Origin of the sequence: Microcoleus sp. BM001215392 (genome assembly GCF_036700185.1) — a bacterium.
GTDB lineage: Bacteria > Cyanobacteriota > Cyanobacteriia > Cyanobacteriales > Microcoleaceae > Microcoleus.
The window spans coordinates 1-17,760 of sequence record NZ_JAUBOJ010000112.1; the positions used below are offsets into that span (position 1 = coordinate 1).

The window sequence follows — 17,760 nt, forward strand, 5'->3', positions numbered from 1 at the left end:
ATATAAGTTATTAGTTATAATCTCATATTGACGGAGGTCATGCTTCGCCCCTACAGACATATTTGCTTGCGCCCTGATGCACCAAAAAAAAGTTTTTGTGGGATGGGCCCCAGAGCCCGTCCTAGCTATTTTTGCAAAAGGTCTACTAATCTCCTGAAATTACGAGCTAGCAGCATATCGTACCAGCTAATACCTATCGCTCGATCGCATATTTCCTCACGACCGGCTGTAAAGTGAAAGCCACATTACCGCTGACTGTGATTTTCTCAATTAGCGATCGCCATCCCAGAGATTCCAGCGCTTCCATCAAATTCGATGTTTTAACCGGTTCAGAAAGTCCGCCGCGCAATTGAGCTAGATCCATTGGCATTGCCGCAGTAGCCAATTGCTTGATTACATCTTTTTCTAACACCGAAAGTCGCTGAAATTGCTGGGATAAAATATGGTTTATTTGACCTAAAAATACCGTGTTTTCTCTGATAAATTCCGAAGTTTTACCATTAAATAACTCTAAAATCATTGCTGAAACAATCCTCAGCGCCAAAGGATGAGCGGCATAACATTCAATCAATTCGTCCCATTCTCTTTCTTTAACTAAACCTCTTTCTGTCAGGATTTCCCGGGCAGCCATATTGTCTAAACCTGTGAGTTTATAAGAGCGGACGGGGCGAGTTTGACCTTCCAACAAAGCAATATCTCTGGATTTTTCCGAACTGCTAAGCAACAAACAGCTTTGATGGTTCGATTCTCCTATTTTTCTGAACAGCCTTTCGTAATCTTCGTAGCCCGATCGATATTTGCCAGCCAAACCCCCCGTATCTAAGATCGTTTCCACGCCGTCAAGCACAATCAAACAGCGGTGTGCTTGCAAATACTCGATCGGCCTCGAAACGCCGTCGCCCAGGTTTTCCGGCAATTTTTTGCCCTGACAGTCGCAGATAAATTGAATTAACCCGCTCGCCAAATCTTGACAAAGTGGCTGATTCGACAAACTCCGCCAGATCACAAATTCAAACTCGTTCTGAATTTGCTTGGCTAATTGCGCGCAAAGTGCAGTTTTACCAATTCCGCCCATCCCGAAAATCGCAACTAACCGACAGCGATCGCCCGAAATCCAGTTTTTCAACAAACCCAATTCTTCGCGGCGCCCGCAAAAACCCGAAATATCCGGCAATTCGCTGCAATTTTGCCGGGTTTGAGAAGTTGGCTCGGGTGCGAGATTACCGGAAATATCCCCGGAAGTGCGATCGTCAGCTTCGAGTCGCAATCCAAAAGCGGCAAACAAACTCTCAATTTTGGCTTTGTCAGCCGGTGCTCGCCGGTTCAATATATTAGACACCGTATCCGTGGAGACGAAAGACGGAGAATTCGGATTAAGTCCAGGATCTGTGAGCTCGGAGATTTTTTGCAAGCCGGGGCGATCGGTGAATTTGAGATAAATAGCGTCCCAGATTTTCTTCCATCCTTTGTCTGTAAGTATTCTGCCGCGATCGCGCCTTGCTTTGGGTACATTCATTTGGATTTTAGATTTTAGATTTTAGATTTTAGATTTTAGATTTTAAATCGGGATCGCTGTTAGCACGCGCACTCCGCTTGAGACGGCTCTTGGCGATCGAACACCAGGCGAGATATGGGGTGTGCACGGGAATAAGTCGGAATTTGCGATCGACTCAGGAGAAGCCGGAGTTAACAAACTGCGCTCCTTAAATTTTATAACGCCTGAAACCCTTTCCGAGCAAAGGCTTGACAAAAATATTTCTGACTCTTTCTTAACTCCTTGTTTAAGTCCCGTTTCTCGGGGCGAAATCTTTTTGCGATTCTGCGAAAGTATCAACAGTTAAGCAAACAACCGCAAACAAACAAGGAATCAACCATGAAATTATTTACTTCTTCCTCCAAAATTTCCCTAGCTTTGTTAACTGCTTTCGCCGCCGCCAGCACAGTCGTAACTGCGAGTTTCTCCAACACCAAACCAGCCGTAGCAGCACAATTTTGCCAGTGCGTACATTACGCAAACAATCGCTTTCAACTGCGTCCTCCCTATGTTTGGAGCGCCAAAGATTACGGTTCAGTGTTGCAACGTAACGGCTTCCGTCAAGTTGGGCCAGGGCCCGGTGCAGTCGTTGTTATGCAGTCTTCATTCCCCGGTGCCGATCGTACTCACGGACACATTGGAGTAGTAGAAAGAGTTAACGGTAACGGGACGATCGCCGTTCGAGGTAGCAACCAAGGAAATCGCGGTTTGTTCGGCGAATTCAACTGCAACAATGTCAACGTTACCCAGTTTGGAACTTCTGTTAGCGGCCGCCGCGATGTCTCGTTTTGGGTGCGATGACATAAACCCTAAGTTTCGGTATTTATCGAGATTCTTAACTCCTTGCTTAACTCCCGCTTCTTCCGTTTCTATTAATTTTGGATTATGGGAAAGTATCAACAGTTAAGCAAGCAGCCACCAACAACCACAAACAAAAAACAGGAATAAATTATGAAATTATTTACTTCTTCCTCCAAAATTTCCCTAGCTTTGTTAACTGCTTTCGCCGCCACCAGCACAGTCGTAACTGCGAGTTTATCCAACACCAAACCAGCCGTAGCAGCAGATCGTTGCGAGTGCCCGATTTACGTTAATCGCCGCTTTCAACTGCAACAGCCCTACGTTTGGAGTGCTAAAGATTACGGTTCGGTTTTAGCGCGCAACGGCTTTACTCAAGTTGGCCCTCAACCCGGTGCTGTAGTAGTTATGCAGCCTTCATTCCCCGGAGCTGATAGAACCGTTCACGGACATATTGGAGTAGTAGAAAGAGTTAACGGCGACGGGACGATCGCCGTTCGAGGTAGCAACCAAGGAAACAGCGGTTTGTTCGGGGAATTCAACTGCAACAATGTCAATGTTATTAACTTTGGGTCTGTTAACGGCCGCCGCGATGTCTCGTTTTGGGTGCGCGGAAACACCTCGAATCCCGGACAGCAGCAGCCTGTTCAGCAGCCGCAAAACGGGTTCCGTCAAGTGAATTTTCCAGCTTGGGTAATGTCTTCTAACGGTATTACTTTGCGGAACAGTCCGAGGCTGGGCGATCGCAGCAATCAAATGGTAGGTTTCCGCCAAAATCTCAACTTTGACGGCTGGACTTACGGCGAAGTTGTCAACGATTTGCAGGTGGGAACTCCTGATGCTCGCTGGTACAAAATTGCTGGGACTAATTTCTGGGTTCCTAGTGCTTATGTTAACGGCAACGCGCCCAATTCTCGCCCCATGCCTTAGTTCTCGGCTGCATCTATCTATTCACCAACACTTTAACTTTTAGATTTTAGTTGAATACCCATACTCATCTATGAATTCAATCTAAAATCTCAAATCCAAAATCTAAAATCACTTGATAAGGAAGACCAACCATGATTGCTCAACACCAACTGCAAAAAGGATTCGGAAAACTAGCTATTGTCGGAACGCTGTCTGTAATGGCGATCGGTTCCACCGCCGAAATGAGTTTAGCAATTCCCCTGAGACCAATTCTCCGCCGCGCTGTTGAAGGCATCTTGGGAATTCCATCTAATCCTCAAAATATCCCAGAAAATCAACAGCAATTTCCCCAAGGAACTGCTGGTTCTCCTGAAACTTTTCCGGGAAATTCTGCACCTCAATATCCCGGACAACCCAATCAACAGCCAATTTATCAACAACCAACATATCCACCTGCACCTGGATATCCGCAACCAGGTTATCCGGTTTATCCACAACCTTATCCTGCTCCTGTACCGGCATCTCCTCCGGCGCGGCAAACCCAACCGGTGATTATCAACAACTTTTGATAGTTGTTATTCCCTAGGGCAATCCCCGGTGGTTGCCCAAACTTCGGAATTAATTACCAATTACTAAGGGTGCATCTGGTTTTTGAAGCCTGAAGAAGCATGACCGCATATAAGTTATTAGTTATCGTCTCATATTTTCTACGGTCATGCTTCGCCCCTACAGATATATTTGCTTGCACTCATCCGCTGCACCAATTACCAATTACTAATTACTAATTACCAATTATAAGTTTATGAATACTCCTCCTGTTTCATTTCCAGTTAAAGTTGTGTTAGTATCGCTCGTGGTCAGCAATGCTGTATTGTGTGTCAAACAAGCCCAGACACCAGTACCTGAATCTAACCAAGCAGAAAATACTGTCAAATCTGGGTTTTAAATAATACGAGTCTCAAAAAAAAATGGAGCTGCTTGGTCGGCTCCAAATTCTATTTATAGTAAAATTATAATATTTTTATGTGCATTTTAGCTGGAAAACAGTGTTTGTAGGCTCGAAGCATGACCTCCGTAAATATGAGATTATAAGTTATTATTTATGTGCGGTCATGCTTCTTCAGGCTTCAAAAGTGATATCTACCAGTTTTTATGAACATTAGTGCGAATAACAGAGTTGGTAGTTTGTTTCCACTGGTCGGAAGTGTAAGGTTCGTCGCTATGAGATTGTCCATTAAATTTAGGGATTTTTAATGGCGGCACACCCTACAAATACTTTATTCCTTCTTCCTTCTTCCGACTTCCATCGGAATTCCATCTTTTACATCCGTTATATCCGTTACATCCGTTACATCCGTTGCCGAACTTCTTTCTTCTTATGAGTATCAGAATCTATGGGAACCGTCAAATCAAAACTCTGCCGGGACTGGCAACTCGCCCGACACTGGCGCGAGTCAGAGAGGCTTTATTTAATATTTGGCAGGGGTCGATCGCAGATTGCAGGTGGCTTGACATTTGTACCGGTAGCGGTTCGATGGGTGCAGAGGCTTTGTGTCGCGGGGCTTTGAGTGTCACGGGTATCGAACAGTCGGCAAAAGCTTGTGCAATTATCCGCGAAAATTGGGAGCAAGTAGCAGACTCTTGGCAAACGTTCCAAATTCTGCGGGGAAATGCGATCGCCAAATTAGCCTCACTATCACCGCAGCAGTTCGATCGCATTTATTTCGATCCGCCCTACGCCAGCGACTTGTACGAACCTGTATTGAGCGCGATCGCCAGTCAAGAAATGTTAGCACCTGATGGCGAAATCGCGATCGAACACAGCCCGGAGCGATCGACCCTACCGATTCCCGGCTTAGAAATTTGCCGCCAAAAAGTATACGGCAATACAGCATTAACTTTTTATACGCGCAGTTGCTGACAGCCTCAAACAGATGCGGCCGAGTCACTCTGGATGTAGAAAAAAAACCGGGTTTCACAGCGCGCGCACGGAAATAAAAGTTTTTCCCTTGGGTACAATACAAATTTTTCCGAGGAAGTTAAGCTGGCGGCATAGGTTGTCAAAGCAACTTGGGCGATCGATCCGCGAAATAAATCAACATTAAGCTGAAAATAAAGACTTTCAGTTGTAACATAAGTTGCAAAGTGTGAGTGTGAATATTCCTAAAGGAGTGAATATGGTTCAGACACCTTCGCGCCATCGTGGTAGCGAATTTCCGGCTGCTAACTCGGCAGTGCCAGCCAAACGCGATGCGATTTTGGTGGGCAATAGCCTCTGCCTGCCAAATACAAAACTCTTCGGTACAGACGGAATTCGCGGGAAAGTTGGAGAATTGCTAACTGCGCCCCTAGCGCTGCAAGTTGGCTTCTGGGCTGGGCAAGTTCTACGCCAAAATGCCCCCAACCAGGGCCCGGTTATTTTGGGGCAAGACAGCAGGAATTCTAGCGATATGCTGGCAATGGCACTGTCAGCAGGTTTGACAGCCGCCGGTTTGGAAGTGTGGAATTTGGGATTGTGTCCGACTCCCTGCGTCGCTTATCTGGCGAGTGTGTCGGAGTCTGTCGGCGGAGTGATGATTTCGGCTAGCCACAATCCCCCAGAAGATAACGGGATTAAGTTTTTCGGCCCCAACGGGTCAAAGCTGTCGCAGCAGTTACAGGAACAAATCGAAGCAGGCATTCGAGGGGCCAAGGTTCCGGTTGCTAGCTTGGCTTTGGGACACCACTACCACCGCCCGGAGTTGATTAAAGATTATGCTGCTTCTCTCTCAGATTCGCTGCAAGAGCTGAATTTGCGGGGAATGCGGGTGGTTTTGGATTTGGCTTGGGGTGCTGCTGCTGGTTTGGCGCCGGCGGTGTTCGAGCAAATGGGGGCGGATGCGATCTGTTTGCACAATTCTCCTGATGGATCTCGCATTAATGTTAACTGCGGTTCTACTCATCTCGACATTTTGCAAGCGGCGGTTTTGGAACAAAATGCTGATTTGGGATTTGCTTTTGATGGCGATGCCGATCGAGTTTTGGGTGTTGACAACAAAGGTCGATCGATTGACGGCGATTACATTCTTTATCTGTGGGGCCGGCAATTGCGCAACACCCAACAGTTACCGGATAATTTAATTATTTCTACTGTAATGGCTAACCTCGGCTTCGAGCGAGCCTGGGAAGAATTGGGAGGGAAATTAACCAGAACGAACGTGGGAGATCAACACGTTCACGCTGAAATGCAGCGTACCGGTGCGATGTTGGGCGGCGAACAGTCGGGACACATTCTTTGTCCGCATTTCGGTATCAGTGGCGACGGTTTGCTGACAGCTTTGCATATGGCTTCGCTAGTGCGCGAGTCGGGAGAATCTTTAGCACATTTGGTCAGCAACAGTTTCCAAACTTACCCGCAGTTGCTGCGAAATGTGCGGGTGGACGATCGCGAAAAACGCTTAAGATGGCACGAGTGCGAACCCATGCAAAAGGCGATCGATCGTGCTAAAACTGCAATGGGAGAACAGGGACGAATTTTAGTTCGCGCTTCTGGCACTGAACCGCTGATCCGAGTTATGGTGGAAGCTGCCAGCGCCGACTTAGCTAATTTTTGGACTGAAAATTTAGTCTTAGCCGTTCAGCAACATATCGCTATCTAACAGTTGACAGTTGACAGTTGACAGTTGACAGTTGACAGAAGGAAGAAGGAAGAAGGAAGAAGGAAGAAGGAAGAAGGAAGAGGGAAGTGTTAACTTAAGTCTGAAATGCTTTGTATCTCTCGTCGATCGCCTCTTACTAGATACCCTTCGCATCCCTCGCATCGTTGCGGGGACTGTCGATCGGACTCTTGTCCCCCCCCGCCAGGGGGGCGCCGGGGGGATCGAGACTCTGCTAAAAGCGACATTTATGAAGGATTTTAGCCGCATTGTTGACACCAATTCCCTATAGAGAAACATAGTGAATATTGAAACCACTTTCTCATGCTTATTACTTATAGACTAAACAACTAAATTATTCTTTCTTGATTTCCCCATTTCTGATTTTATGAACAGCAAATCAATTAAAAATGGGCGGGTGCATCGAACTTGGTTAAAAATTTTAATTGTCGTCATATTAATAACGGGGATATTTTTTCGCTTTACAAACCTCGATCGCAAGGTCTACTCCTTCGACGAATCTATCACCTCGCTGCGAATTTCCGGTTACACGTGGACAGAAATGGTGCAGCAAGATTTTCAAGGTGCAACAATTAGCGTCGCATATTTGCAGCGCAAATACCAGCAGATAAATTCCCAAAAAAATTGGTGGGATACTGTTAAAGGTTTAGCTACAGAAGAACCTCAACTCCCGCCGCTATATTTTGTTTTAGCCCGATTTTGGGTGCAGTTGTTCGGCCCGCAAGTCGCGGCTGTCAGAAGTCTTTCAGCTTGGATTAGTTTGTTAGTTTTCCCCAGCATTTACTGGCTGTGCTGGGAATTATTTCGCTCTCCCCCTGCGGGATGGATGGCTGTGACAATCACCGCTGTGTCTCCTTTTCACGTCTTGTACGCGCAAGAGGCAAGGCCGTACATGATGTTTGCTGTCCTCGTCCTGCTGTCGAATGCTCTTCTGCTGCGGGCGATCGCCCTACAAAAATCTCCCGCTAGAGCTAAATTGAGCAAAGCAGTTTGGTTGATTTACGCGATCGCCTTGACTTTAGGACTGTATTCTAGCTTATTATTTTTTTTAGTAGCATTAGCCCACGGCATCTATGTAATTATAACTGAAAATTGGCGTTTTAGCAAAATATTAATTGCTTATTTACTAGCTTCAGCGACAGCAACAATTATTTTTGCTCCTTGGATTTTGGTATTAGTTTGTAACTCGCCAAAAATCGAGGCAACAGTAGGCTTGCCCCGCATTTCACTGTCTTTACTCTCTGCGCTTAAACCTTTGATTCTGATTACCTGCCGAAGTTTTCTAGACACCCATTGGGCGGGAGGAATTATTAATTTTAGTTCCACCGAGATTGTAGCAGAGTTTATCAGATTGATTGTAGCAGCTCCCTTGCTGCTAGCAATCGCCCATTCAATATACTCGCTCTGCCGCTCAACTCCCCAACGAGTTTGGCTGTTTGTATTGACAGCGATCGCAATTACAGGGATAGTATTGATAGCAGTCAGAGGCGTTGCCGATCGCTACATGGTTCCCTATACTTTAGGAATCCAACTAGCTGTTGCCTACCTGTTCACCGCTAAAATTTTAGGCGCCACCACTCCCCGACAGCAAAAATTGTGGCAGCTCGGTTTAATCGCGCTAATTTCGAGTGAAATAATTTCTTGTGCCGTCAGCTCGCAGTCACAACTTTGGTGGAACAAATATCCTTCTAGCACTAAATACAATCCCGCAGTAGCCGCGATTGTGAATCAAGCAAAAAAACCTTTAGTAATCTGTCACGGAGGAAACAATATCACCGGAAAAATACTATCGATCAGCTATCTGCTGAAGCCGGAAGTAGAACTTTTACTGGCGGTTAAACCCGAGCAAGTCAAAATCCCTGAGGGTTTTAGCGATGTATTTCTTTACCGAAGCACCGAGCTATTGCGATTTGAATTAGAACAAGTGCAAAAATATAAAATTACACCAATTTACCCACCGGGGAATGTCTGGCTTTGGCGTTTAGAGAAATAATGAAAGCGGCAACTGCGAATGATGATTTCTGTTGTGATACCCACCTACAACCGCGAGCAACCCCTGCGAGAGACATTGGCTGATGCGATTCGGCAAAATTACCCGAATTTTGAAGTGCTGGTAATCGATCAAACTCGCACCCACGAATCGGAAACTCAAGTTTATTTAGAGGAATTGGCAACTGCTAGTAAAATTAGGTGGTTTCGGGTAGATTGGGCGAGTTTACCGGGAGCTCGAAATTATGCAGTGCGGCGCGCCGTTGGAGAGATTATTTTATTTCTTGACGATGATGTACAATTGCCGGATGGTTTTTTGGCGGCTCATGCTGATAATTATTTAGCAAAACCGGATGTGGGATGTGTGGCGGGTAGGGTTTTTGACAGAATGAAACTGGGTAATTCTGGAGGCGATTTGACGATCGACTTTTTGCCCCCAGAAGCGATGGATGCGGGCATTGCTTGGTATTTTATCGATTTGGTGCATACAGTCAAACCGCAGCAGGTACTCTCGGCTAGAGGCTGCAATATGTCGTTTCGCTCCTCAGTTTTTGCCGAGTGGGGTTTGACGTTTGACGAGCGGTTTGTAGGGAGTGCGGTGCGGGAGGAGTCGGATTTTTGTTTGAGATTGCGATCGACTGGCATGAAAATTTGGTACGATCCCAGTGCTTGTTTAGTTCACTTGGGGGAAGAAAGCGGCGGATGTCACGATGTCAGCACGCGATCGATCGAATATCAAATCACATTTTATCACAACCACTTCCTGATGGGATTGAAAAATTTAACCGTGTTTCAATGCCTGCGATTTTTTGCCAAACTCTTTGACTGCCACGTTTTGGGGAAGCCGCCTTGTCATAAAAGCCGATCGCCCATTAAAATCATTATTCGACTTAATTTTTATATCCTCGGCTTGATTAGCGCCCTCAATACATTAATTCAGTCACTCTGGAATGACGGACAAATTTACACAAATCAAGACAAAATCAACCCTAAATAATTTATGAATTAATTCGCAATGCCCGATGCCCGATGCCCAATGCCCCATTCCCAATGCCCCATTCCCCATTCCCCATTCCCAATGCCCCATTCCCCATTCCCAATAAATGAGAATCCTCGTTGCCAGCCACACCTATATAGTTGACATAAATCGGGAAAAATTCAAAATATTAGCCAACCTAGAACCCGATATTGAAGTAACAATTGTAGTGCCGCGACGCTGGAAACCCGGAGGCGTACAAAATAAAATCATCGAAACCGAATTTTATCAAGAAGACTCATTCAAAGTAGTTCCCATCTCCAACTTCAGTCAAAACAATCAAGGATTGCTAACATTTGGTACAGATATAATTAGACTTTTACAGGAATTCAAGCCACAGATTATCCAAGTCGAACAAGGTTCAAAATCCCTAGCCTACAGCCAATTAATTATACTCAATAAATTACTCAAACTCCAAGCAAAAAATATATTATTTACCTGGTGGAACCTATCCTATGAATTGAAATGGCCTATTTCTGTATTAGAAAATTGCAATCTTCAGAATACCGACGGAATTATTGCCGGCAATTTAGATGGCTCTAAAATTTTGCACCAGCGGGGCTACACAGGTGCGATGGCAGTAATGCCCCAACTAGGAGTAGATGAAAAATTGTTTGTTCCGGCTGCTAAAAATCTTGAGCTGTCCCGAAAATTCGGTATTGAACCGACAGATTTTGTGGTAGGATTTGTAGGGCGATTTGTCGAAGAAAAAGGACTGCTAACTTTAGCTGAAGCCTTAGCCGGATTGAAACAACTTTCTTGGAAGTGGTTGTTAGTAGGACAAGGAAAATTGCAGCCGCACCTGGAACAAAAATGTAGAGAATGGGGCATCAGCGATCGAATAATCTGGGGAGAAAGCGTTTCCCATGAAAAAATTCCACCTTACATTAACTTAATGAACTGTTTGGTATTGCCCTCGCAAACCAGCTATAAATTCAAAACTTTGACTACCGCGGGCTGGAAAGAACAATTTGGTCATGTTTTAATTGAAGCGATGGCTTGTAAAATCCCGGTTATCGGTTCCGATTGCGGGGAAATTCCCCACGTTATCGGCGATGCGGGGTTAGTCTTCCCGGAGGGAAATGCAGGGGTTTTGCGAGATTGTTTGCAGCAATTGATGTCAGCGCGGGATTTTGCTGTTGATTTGGGCGATCGGGGTTATCGTAGAGCTATGAGCAATTATACAAATCAAGCTTTAGCTGAGCAGTTATTAGATTTTTACAAACAATTGTTATAAATTTTAGGAGTATAATGCAAGTGTTAAATAAAAACTGCGGTAAATGTCTATTCCTTCCGACATACGACCTTTGATTGAGGAACTCTACCGCGTACTAGACGATACCGATCGCCAAGCAACGCAGGGACTTTTTGCACTGAGAAGATCCATGTCTCTTTTTCCCGAAAATGAAATACTGATGCAATACTTTTCTGCCATCAGTAATTTTCAATTCTGCGTAGCAGGTACTCGCTTACAAGCAGAGAACATTGTGAGCAATATATTGCTGGATGGTGTGCCAGATGAAGATGTTCAAAAAGCAGGAGATTATTTAGCAGCCTTGCTACATATGGCTCCAGAATCTAAAATGATGATAGAAAAAGTAATTGAGAAATTAGAGGTATTGCTGTGAAACAATTACCAGATGAAAGCCTACTCCTGGAAATCCTGGAAATCGTGAAAGCGGCTGAAGCCAAAGCCAGCGAGATGTATGAATTTTCCAAGAAAATATCTCACAATACCCAAGTTAAAGCAACAAAGAGAGAGGAAGCTGAACAGCTAGGCGGGCAGCCTTTTGCAGATAATTAAAGATGTATGTACTGCCAAAATGCCTCATCAATCAGGCGTAAAAATGTTAAGTTCTTCGACTAGCAAATGTACTGTTGTTGAAGGATTGTCAGTTTCAGGATTGGGGCGATCGTATTCCTGTAAAAGCCGTTTTGCGTGTTTAATCGCATCCTGCTGTTTGCTTTTCAGTTGCTCATAAATTGTCTCGCTGTTTTTCTCATACTTGTGTCCCAGTAACTTCGTTAGCATATTTTGATAATCCTGGCGAGAAATTCCAGTATTATAAAAATGGAAGTGTAGTAAATACCAAAGTTCAAAAGCATCATTGGAGTAAGCTACTTTAATCCCGTTATTTTTGGCAAGAGTCATCGCTGCATTAAAATTTTGCGCGTCGTTAGAATTTTTACCGTTAATATCGCGAGCGAAGACACACCAAAATCGATCGCTTTCGTCGTATTCTGAGTCATTTTTTAACTCAATAGCTTTTTCTACTAAACTCTTCGTGTTTTTCCCTTCTCCCTTGATATCAAGATTGATTACATTTTTGTCTACCGGGAAACTTCTAAAATAGTTGGGTTCTGTTTTTTCACCTTCGCAAACGATTAAAAACCATTTTCTATTTTTAACTTTTCTGTTATAATAATCAATAGTTCTTCGAGACGAAGTTTTTTTAGTCATAAAGTTTACCTAGAAGTTCTTTGAAATTACCCACAAAAGGGATAGCGCCATACTTACCGATGATGTAATCGCGCTCAAATGAGGCATCTTTTCCTACTTTATACTCTACTAAAGAGTACAAATCAGTAGCGCCCTTATTGTCTTTCTCAGTAAACCATATTTGATCTCGGCGAAAAGCCTTGCTGCTGAGCAGATTTGTGTCGTGTGTCGTGAATATAAGCTGTGCGTTGTGGGGATTAGTCTCGTTAGAATTGAATAAGCAGATTAATTCACGAGTAATCAACGGATGAAGTCGGGCATCAAGTTCATCTATGAATAAAATCTTTCCTGTCCTCAAAGTATCGAGAAGCAGCCCTGCTAATGCAAACAATTTGTTTGTACCCTCAGATTCATGCTTTTCAATATCGAATATTTCTATAGCAGTCTGCTTCTCGTCAGCATCATATTTCCGATGAACTGTTTTCACGGTTGGTTTGCTTTCAGAATCAAGATATAAACTACCGCCGTAGGATTTAGCATATAATGCCTTATTATTGGAACTAAGAAATACAGGTTGATTTATGATTTGGATATCAGCAATACCCAAGTCTAATTTTTTGATAAATTCAATAATATCATGCCTGTGGCGATCGTTCTCAAAAGACTCTAAAGTTTCCTTGCGGTATTGCCTATCTTGCAAGCCTGATATCAATTGCAAAGTTTTACTGAACCACAGCAATATTTTGCCAGAAAGTTTACCATTAAATTGTGCGACAACAGAAAGAAATAAAGCATTATTTCTAGTTTTATCGCTAACACCTTGCCCTTCCGGGAAATCATCTAATATAAAGCTGTCAAAATCCCGTTCAAAAAGCATTATTTCTGAATCTTTATCACTTTGAAACAACCACTCAGCAACAACCTGTTCAGAATTAATCTCAAAACCATATCTAAAATTTTTGCCTTCTAGCAAGAAAACTATTTCAAAGAAGGATGGCTCTTTTTCTGTCTCTGTGCTTAGCCTGAATGCTTCAATATCGATCGCCTCTGAAACTTGCGTTTCTTTGGATGAGTTGAGGACAAACCACTTCATAAAGTTAACAGCAGCAACAAGATTGCTTTTGCCGCTGGCATTTGCTCCATAAATAGCAGCACTTTTTAGCAATTTTAATCTATGATTGATTTCAAATACATTATTTTCGTCAAGCTCTCGATCGTCCTCCGTAATTGACGAAGCTACCATGCTGAGGGTGACAGTTTCTTTAAATGATTTGTAGTTACCTACGCTGAATCCAATCAGCATAACTTGCCTCCGATCGCCTAAATTAGTATAAAGTGCAAATCTTACAATTTTTTATATAATAACACAACCAGCTACCGGAACTAAGCGCAACTGCTAATCATGCGAATCCTGCAAATTATCCCCTCAATTTCGCTCGTCTACGGCGGCCCGAGTCAAATGGTACTGGGACTTTCTGCCGCCCTCGCTTCCCAAGGTATTGATGTTACAATTATCACCACAGATTCTAACGGAGATATCGGTCAAGATCCCTTAGATGTCCCCTTAAATCAACCAATCAAACAAAATGGTTATGAGATTATTTATTTCCGCTGTTCTCCGTTTCGCAGATATAAATTTTCACTCTCGTTATTGCAGTGGTTGAATGAAAATGCGCGGCAATTTGACCTCGCTCACATTCACGCTTTGTTCTCGCCAGTAACTACTTTCGCCGCGACAATTGCCAGAGGGCACAAGTTACCGTATATTATCCGGCCCTGCGGTATGCTTGACCCCGCAGATTTGCAGAAAAAACAGTTCTTGAAACAGGTTTATGCGGCAATCTTAGAACGTCCTAATTTAGCAGGTGCGGCAGCAATTCATTTTACTAGCAAACAAGAAGCTAAAATTTCAGAAAGGTTTGGTTTGCACAGCACAAGCAAGATGCCTGTGCCACGAGATTTGGTGATTCCATTGGGGGTGACGGCTGATTTCGATCGCGCTTTTCCTGTCTCCCCATTTTTAACAAAGGCTGGGGGAGAAAGGACTGAAGTCCTTACTACAAACTTTTCTGTAGCTAATTCTTATCCTGATATATTGACCAATCCTCAAATCCCAATCATATTATTTATGTCGCGAATCGAACGCAAAAAAGGATTAGAATTGTTAATTCCGGCACTGGAAAGTATTTTAGCAGACCATCTAAAATTTAACTTTATTTTAGCAGGTTCTAATCCCCAAGATGCCGATTATGAAACCCAAATTAAAGTCCAAATAAAAAAATCAAGTTTAGAAGAATTTACGACAATAACGGGTTTTGTTAGCGGTGATTTAAAAGCTGAGATGTTGAGAAAAGCTGACTTATTTGTGTTGCCTTCTTATTACGAAAACTTCGGGATTGCTGTAGCAGAAGCGATGGCTGCGGGTGTACCTGTGGTTATTTCCGATCGCGTTTACATCTGCGATGACATCCAGCAAGCGGAGGCTGGGTGGGTGGTGCCTCTGGAGGTAGGGGATCTCGCCAATTCTATCAAATCAGCACTTCTCAATCCAGAAGAGCGCAAACGGCGGGGATTGAATGGCAAAGAGTATGCAGAAAAGCACTATAATTGGGAGGCTCTCGCCCGACAAACCATCGAAGCTTACCAGCACATTTTGGCATCTATTAACTAACACCACTAAAATTTACCTTTTACTTCTTCTGCGGCGGCGAGTTCTGGTGCTGCTGCTATCGGAATCTTCCGCGGATACTTGGGCATCGCTGCTATTGCTTTTAATCTCAGTAGAATCAGAGCTTGAGGCACTGCTAGCGGATTTTTTTCTAACTATAATCGGAACATTCACAGAACTACCGCAGCGTCGCCCCAAGGAGTCGATATTCCTGCGATAATCGCAGATTACAGCCTGTGCAGTCGGCTCTTGGCAGTCATTAATAAAGTTTTTTGCTAATTGGTAATTATTTCCGTCTCCCTGCTTTGAGAAAAGTTCTCCTGCTTGGTTAAAGTCTGCTACTGCTTGCGATTTAGTTCCCAGCATACAGCGAATAGCGCCTCGTTCCAAATAAGCCAAACCATAATCAGGCTTGACGCGAATAGCTTGTTCGTAATTCCCGATCGCCTTTTGCTTGTCTCCCAATTCATAGTATGCTTGACCGCGACCGAAATAAGCTTCTGCCAAGTTAGGATTGAATTGCAGCGCTCGATCGTAATGGTAAATTGCCTGCTGCTTGTTTCCCTGTTTGGCAGTAGCAATTCCCAATCCGAGGTAAGCTTGAGGGATGTTGGGATTCAGCCCTAAAGCCTGAGTGAAATTTGCCATCGCCCCCCCAACATCTCCCTGTTGAATTTTCAAAGAACCTTGGTTGCTGAAATTTGCAGCTTTTTGAGCGATCGCCAGTCTTTGACTGATAATAGCGCGATTGGCGCGGTAACTAGATAACTTATTTTGAGCTAGATTGTAAACAGGTGTACCTGAGTCGATCGCTTCTAAAAGCGCGATCGCCTGTTGCCATTTATTTTGCGACTGATGCCAAACTTCCATCGGATGAGGCGGTTTTTGCACGAGCACAGCAGCTTCCAGCGCCAATTTTTGAGCTTTTTCTAGACTTTCTGCCGCCTGTAAATTTTGTTCTACAGGAACCAAAATCGGGCGCAGTGTCAGCAAATCAGCTTTCGCCTGTTGATACCCAAAGCCGGGGAAGTTAGGAATTTTGTCTAAATTCGCGATCGTATCTTTAAGTCGTTGAGCGAAACTTCTGAGCAGATTGACATCGGTTGCTTGCGCTGCATTCTGCGTTTCAACTGCCAATATTTTTGCTTGCTGGAGCGTTTCATTTGCTGATCGCATAAAGGCGATCGCACCTGCACCTGTCCCCAACACCAAAACCCCTAAACCTGCTAATAAAGCTGCGGGTATCTTGCGGCTTCGGGAATTATTAACTTGATTGTTAATTGGTGATGGCTGTAGCCTGCGAGTCTGACGAGACTGTTCCGCTTCCGGTTCTAACTCCACGTCCAACTCCCAAGCCGGCAACTGCAAATCATCTGCTGCTGTTCCCGCTGTCAACTCGTTAGTAATCGTAGCAATATTATTGCTATTTCCGCTGCAATACTTGTCAACAAAACTCTGCAATCGGGCATGATATCCTTGTCCTACCGCCTGAAATCTCCACTCTCCATTCTTTTTATACAAACGACCCAATTCTACAGCAGTCTCTTGGGAAAAATTCTCTGTTAATTCATACCGAACAAGTTCGCTGCCCGTATCTAAATTAGAAATTTTGATAAAAGCATTTTTAATATTGCTAAAATTTCCCTTAATTTTCTGTGCTTCATGAATAGTGACAGCAAAAGTTATTTCCTCAATTTCAGGATTGATTTTATCTAAAATAACGCCGTAAATAGTCTTGTTCTCTTGACCTCGGTTGTTTTGGTCAGGAATCGATTGCAGTACCGAACCATCACAGGATTGCAGATTATTGTAAAAGATCAAATATTTATCGTTAGGTGTTTTGCCGTCAGCACCTAACATAAACGCAGACACATCAATCTCGTAACTTTGTGCTGCCTCTGTCACCTGCCAACCGAGGGCGATCGCCATTTTTTTTAAATCCGGCGCTGCTTTAGAGAGATTAAATCTCTCACCCTTACTTAATTGCATTGCCATCTGCTTATTTGTCTAACATAAAATTTTATAACGCTCATATTAATATTAAATGGCACAATAAATTTCATCTTTAATAAAATTTAATATTTGGCGGAGCAGAGCGGGTTAGATTAAAAATAGGTGCTGCCTGTATCTGTATTTATTGAGATTTACTTAGATAGAATTACGTAAGTAAAAACCAGTCTTTATACAAAACCCGGTTTCTAAATTATTGCTATTTCAGCTACAATACTTGTCAACAAAACTCTTTAATCCAGCTTGATATCCTGTTCCTACCGCCTGAAATCTCCACTCTCCATTCTTTCTATACAAACGACCAAATTCTAGAGCCGTTTCTCGCGTAAAATTCTCTGTTAATTCATACCGAACAAGTTCGATGCCCGTATCCAAGTTGACAATTTTGATAAAACAATTTCTGATATTGCTAAAAGTTGCATTAATTTTATCTGCTTCGTGAATAGTGACAACAAAAGTTATTTCGACAATTTCAGGATTAACTTTTTCTAAGATAACGCCGTAAATAGTCTTATTTTCTTTAGCTGGGTTTTTTTCAGGAATCGATTGCAGTACGGAACCGTCACAGGATTGCAGATTATTGTAAAAGATAAAATATTGATCGTTAGGTAATTTGCCATCAGAACCTAGCATAAATGCAGAAACATCTATATCGTAGCTTTGTCCTGCCTCTGTCACCTGCCAACCGAGGGCGATCGCCATTTTTTTTAAATCCGGCGC

At 43.5% G+C, this 17,760-nt stretch carries 17 protein-coding genes; 12 read left to right on the plus strand and 5 right to left on the minus strand.

The features are described from left to right. Positions 1-193: 193 nt before the first annotated feature. On the minus strand, positions 194-1,516 hold the full coding sequence (locus tag QT974_RS14230; RefSeq protein ID WP_333469120.1) for an NB-ARC domain-containing protein: 1,323 nt from the start codon (positions 1,514-1,516) through the stop codon (positions 194-196). 357 nt (positions 1,517-1,873) lie between these two features. On the opposite strand from QT974_RS14230, the gene QT974_RS14235 reads away from it, so the two are divergent. From QT974_RS14235 to QT974_RS14285, 11 genes are all read left to right on the plus strand, one after another. Next, positions 1,874-2,335, plus strand: a complete 462-nt coding sequence (locus tag QT974_RS14235) for a CHAP domain-containing protein (RefSeq protein WP_333469121.1) — start codon at positions 1,874-1,876, stop codon at positions 2,333-2,335. A 150-nt stretch (positions 2,336-2,485) separates the two neighbouring features. After that, positions 2,486-3,262: a CHAP domain-containing protein gene (locus QT974_RS14240; RefSeq protein ID WP_333469122.1), complete on the plus strand. Its 777-nt coding sequence runs from the start codon at positions 2,486-2,488 to the stop codon at positions 3,260-3,262. A 131-nt stretch (positions 3,263-3,393) separates the two neighbouring features. Continuing rightward, positions 3,394-3,810: a hypothetical protein gene (locus tag QT974_RS14245; protein WP_333469123.1), complete on the plus strand. Its 417-nt coding sequence runs from the start codon at positions 3,394-3,396 to the stop codon at positions 3,808-3,810. A 233-nt stretch (positions 3,811-4,043) separates the two neighbouring features. Beyond that, positions 4,044-4,187, plus strand: coding sequence for a hypothetical protein (locus QT974_RS14250; RefSeq protein ID WP_293182630.1), 144 nt, complete (start codon positions 4,044-4,046; stop codon positions 4,185-4,187). 432 nt (positions 4,188-4,619) lie between these two features. After that, positions 4,620-5,162, plus strand: a complete 543-nt coding sequence (rsmD, locus tag QT974_RS14255) for a 16S rRNA (guanine(966)-N(2))-methyltransferase RsmD (RefSeq protein ID WP_333469124.1) — start codon at positions 4,620-4,622, stop codon at positions 5,160-5,162. Positions 5,163-5,418: 256 nt separating this feature from the next. Next, a complete protein-coding gene (gene glmM / locus QT974_RS14260) occupies positions 5,419-6,879 on the plus strand; it encodes a phosphoglucosamine mutase (protein WP_333469125.1) in 1,461 nt (486 codons plus the stop codon). A 385-nt stretch (positions 6,880-7,264) separates the two neighbouring features. Beyond that, positions 7,265-8,890 carry a glycosyltransferase family 39 protein gene (locus QT974_RS14265; protein WP_333469126.1) on the plus strand — a complete coding sequence of 542 codons (1,626 nt, stop codon included), beginning with the start codon at positions 7,265-7,267 and terminating at the stop codon, positions 8,888-8,890. Between the two features lie 18 nt (positions 8,891-8,908). Then, entirely contained in the window at positions 8,909-9,883 is a 975-nt protein-coding gene (gene hpsN / locus QT974_RS14270; RefSeq protein WP_333469127.1) for a hormogonium polysaccharide biosynthesis glycosyltransferase HpsN, read from the plus strand. Positions 9,884-9,989: 106 nt separating this feature from the next. After that, positions 9,990-11,159 (plus strand): hormogonium polysaccharide biosynthesis glycosyltransferase HpsO, encoded by a 1,170-nt coding sequence (gene hpsO, locus QT974_RS14275; protein ID WP_333469128.1) that lies wholly within the window; start codon positions 9,990-9,992, stop codon positions 11,157-11,159. A 43-nt stretch (positions 11,160-11,202) separates the two neighbouring features. Further along, positions 11,203-11,550, plus strand: a complete 348-nt coding sequence (locus tag QT974_RS14280) for a hypothetical protein (protein ID WP_333469129.1) — start codon at positions 11,203-11,205, stop codon at positions 11,548-11,550. Continuing rightward, positions 11,547-11,726 (plus strand): hypothetical protein, encoded by a 180-nt coding sequence (locus QT974_RS14285; protein WP_333469130.1) that lies wholly within the window; start codon positions 11,547-11,549, stop codon positions 11,724-11,726. The genes QT974_RS14280 and QT974_RS14285 overlap by 4 nt, the downstream gene beginning before the upstream one ends. Positions 11,727-11,753: 27 nt before the next feature. Here the strand turns inward: QT974_RS14285 and QT974_RS14290 are convergent, their stop codons facing one another. Further along, positions 11,754-12,383 (minus strand): RloB family protein, encoded by a 630-nt coding sequence (locus tag QT974_RS14290; RefSeq protein WP_333469131.1) that lies wholly within the window; start codon positions 12,381-12,383, stop codon positions 11,754-11,756. Beyond that, positions 12,376-13,665, minus strand: a complete 1,290-nt coding sequence (locus QT974_RS14295; protein ID WP_333469132.1) for an AAA family ATPase — start codon at positions 13,663-13,665, stop codon at positions 12,376-12,378. Before QT974_RS14295 ends, QT974_RS14290 begins: the two co-directional genes overlap by 8 nt. 99 nt (positions 13,666-13,764) lie before the next feature. Here QT974_RS14295 and hpsP point away from each other — a divergent pair, with 99 nt between their 5' ends. Next, positions 13,765-15,033 carry a hormogonium polysaccharide biosynthesis glycosyltransferase HpsP gene (gene hpsP / locus QT974_RS14300; RefSeq protein WP_333469133.1) on the plus strand — a complete coding sequence of 423 codons (1,269 nt, stop codon included), beginning with the start codon at positions 13,765-13,767 and terminating at the stop codon, positions 15,031-15,033. Positions 15,034-15,045: 12 nt separating this feature from the next. Here the strand turns inward: hpsP and QT974_RS14305 are convergent, their stop codons facing one another. Further along, positions 15,046-17,019, minus strand: coding sequence for a TerD family protein (locus tag QT974_RS14305; RefSeq protein WP_333469134.1), 1,974 nt, complete (start codon positions 17,017-17,019; stop codon positions 15,046-15,048). A 225-nt stretch (positions 17,020-17,244) separates the two neighbouring features. Continuing rightward, positions 17,245-17,760 (minus strand): TerD family protein (locus tag QT974_RS14310; RefSeq protein WP_333469135.1); only part of this gene is annotated, 516 nt, incomplete at its 5' end.